Genomic DNA, 2530 nt, shown 5'->3' with positions numbered 1-2530 from the left:
AGCCGGTTGATCTCCTCCGGCATGCCGCGATCGAAGCTGCGCAGGCCGGCCTCGACATGCGCCACTTTCACGCCGAGCTTCACTGCGACCATGGCGCAGGCGATCGTGCTGTTCACGTCCCCGACGACGATCACCCAGTCCGGCCGATTCTCAATGACAACCGGCTCGAAGCGGCGAATGATCTCCGCCGTCTGCGAGGCGTGGCTCCCGCTGCCGACTTCGAGATTGATGTCCGGCTCGGGTATGCCGAGGTCGCGGAAGAAAAGCTGACTCATCCGTTCGTCGTAGTGCTGGCCCGTATGCACCAGGACGGCATCGATCTTTCCGCTGCGGGCAAAGGCGTCCATGAGCGGCGCGATCTTCATGAAGTTCGGCCGGGCACCGCAAACACATATCACTTTAAGCATCAGAACCCTCGCTCCGAACCTCGCCTCGTTACAAAAGGCAACGCCGCGTGCGTTGCCTCCCCCGTATCCAAGTTCGGACCGTATCGGGCGGCCATTGAGTTTAAGCCCAGCGGCGGCCAGCGGATAGGCGCCGGCGGACGATCGAGGCGACCTTCGTGTCCGATAAGCCCGGCCTCACTTGTCGGTGGTTGTCGCCACCCTTAAAACCTGCGCGATGCCGCCTTCGAATTGGGTTCTGATTTTTATTCGCTATGGCCGCCGATTGTTCACCGCGGCCACTTTGCTGTTTGCTATTCTCCTTTCTGCCTGCGTGGCGACGGACGAGTGTCGGATCGCCGATCAGGCCGGCTCGACGGCGAGCATCACGCCCATCATCGCGCTTGAGATTCTGTCGACCGAATCGCTGCCGACGACCTACGCCTACAACCACGCGTCAACCATCGTTGAAGCGCCCAATGGTGACCTGCTGGTGGCATGGGGCGCCGGGTCGGAGGAACTGGCCGACGATTGCGTCATCGTCCTTTCTCGCAAGCGGCCGGGCGAATCGACGTGGAGCGAGCCGGTCGTCGTGGCGGACAAGCCGGGCTATGCGGATGCGAACCCGGTGCTGTTCGTGAGTGAGAGCAACGAACTCCGGCTCTATTACGTCGAGATGTTCGGCGACTCATTTTGCCTGGGGCGGGTGATGGAGCGCGTGAGCCAGGACGATGGTGCAACATGGTCGGCACCGCGCGATGCGCTTAAGACCGTCTGCACGATGATCCGCAATCACATCATCATCACGCGAAGCGGCCGCTGGGTGCTGCCTGCGTACCAGCAGGCGATCTATCAATCGCAGTTCCTCTTTTCCGACGATCGCGGGGCGACCTGGAGCGCGACGAGCGGCCTGCTGACGCCGTCGGCGAACAATCTCCAGCCGGCGGTGGTCGAGCTATCCGACGGCTCGCTGTATGCCCTGATGCGGACCGGCGGCGGGAACCACGAGACGTGGGAAGGACGCTCGACGGACGGCGGCCGAACGTGGAATCTGCGGCAACGGCCCGAGTTGCCGAACCCCAATAGCGGCCTCGATCTGATCCGGCTCTCCGGCGGCCAACTTGTGCTGGCCTACAACTCGAGCAAGACGGAGCGGACGCCGCTTTCGATTTCGATATCCAACGACGAGGGCGAGACATGGTCGGCCCCGCAGACGATCGACGACGGCGAGGCTCAGCTTTCATATCCAAGCCTCTGGCAATCGAGAGACGGCACTTTGCACCTGACATACTCGCAGCGGCTGCAGCGAATTCGGCACGTCGAATTGCGGCCGTAGGACGTTTGTGGCGAAGCAATTCGAAGGTGACATAAGGTGAGTCACTGCGTTTCGGGCGATTGCAACTCGCGCGGCGGTCGCGTGTTGGGGCGCTTCGTGTTTTGGGTGGTTTTTTGGGTGCATTCGAATGACTCCTCCGCCCCTGCCGGGGCGGGAATCTTTCTTTGATGCTGACCACTGGTTGCGCTCGGCTTGCTTCGCGGCGCCTTGCTCCACCAGTGGCTACAACCCGGCGCCCCATTCGGGGCTCGAACGGGGCGATGGATTTGTGGGCAGGTGCACGCGCTTTGTTTGGGCTGATGGTTGGCGCGGCGGTGCGTAGATTTGAAGGTGACAATAGGCGAAAAAAGTTTTTGGGGACGCTTGTAACTCGCGCGGCGGGCACACGTTGGGGCGACAGGAAAGTTGCGCGGTTTTTGAGTGAAACGGACTGACAAGAATGAATGCCGATGGGGCGAGGGGCGGGTGGTCTGGATGGCGCATCGCACGGGAAATCGAAAATTTCATCGCCGGGCATGGGTGGACGCTCCTCTATTTGCGCACACTTGCTCCCTGTCCGCGCGGTGGGCGGCCTCGGTAGCGTCCGCGCGCCCCCGCCGGACGTGGATCACGAATCCGCTTCCGAATGCACTCGCGAGCATTCCCCTCAATGTCTCTTGCGGTCATGGTCCCACCGGCAGAGTTGGATCACGCTGGTGCATTGCCAGTGTGCATGACGAATCGCCGGATCGTCCACTTGCCCCGATTGCCTCGACACGTCCGCCGCCCTCCCTCACAATCCCGCCATGAAATCGGGCCAGATGTCCCCCGT

At 62.1% G+C, this 2530-nt stretch carries 2 protein-coding genes; one reads left to right on the top strand and one right to left on the bottom strand.

Annotated features, from left to right (window positions below):
* Positions 1-407: UDP-N-acetylglucosamine 2-epimerase (locus IT585_15080; GenBank protein MCC6964574.1), on the bottom strand; the 407-nt coding region annotated here is incomplete at its 3' end.
* Between the two features lie 214 nt (positions 408-621).
* Between IT585_15080 and IT585_15075 the strand changes: the two genes are divergently transcribed.
* Positions 622-1719, top strand: coding sequence for an exo-alpha-sialidase (locus IT585_15075; GenBank protein MCC6964573.1), 1098 nt, complete (start codon positions 622-624; stop codon positions 1717-1719).
* The last annotated feature ends 811 nt before the right edge of the window (positions 1720-2530 follow it).

It is taken from the genome of Candidatus Zixiibacteriota bacterium (assembly GCA_020853795.1).
In the GTDB taxonomy this organism is placed as follows: Bacteria; Zixibacteria; MSB-5A5; order CAIYYT01; family CAIYYT01; genus JADJGC01.
This window is presented reverse-complemented; position numbering and strand designations above follow the sequence as displayed.

Bases quoted from the DNA above. Each gene is read 5' to 3' on its own strand.
- IT585_15075 (MCC6964573.1), top strand. From the start codon at position 622: ATGCCGCCTTCGAATTGGGTTCTGATTTTTATTCGCTATGGCCGCCGA.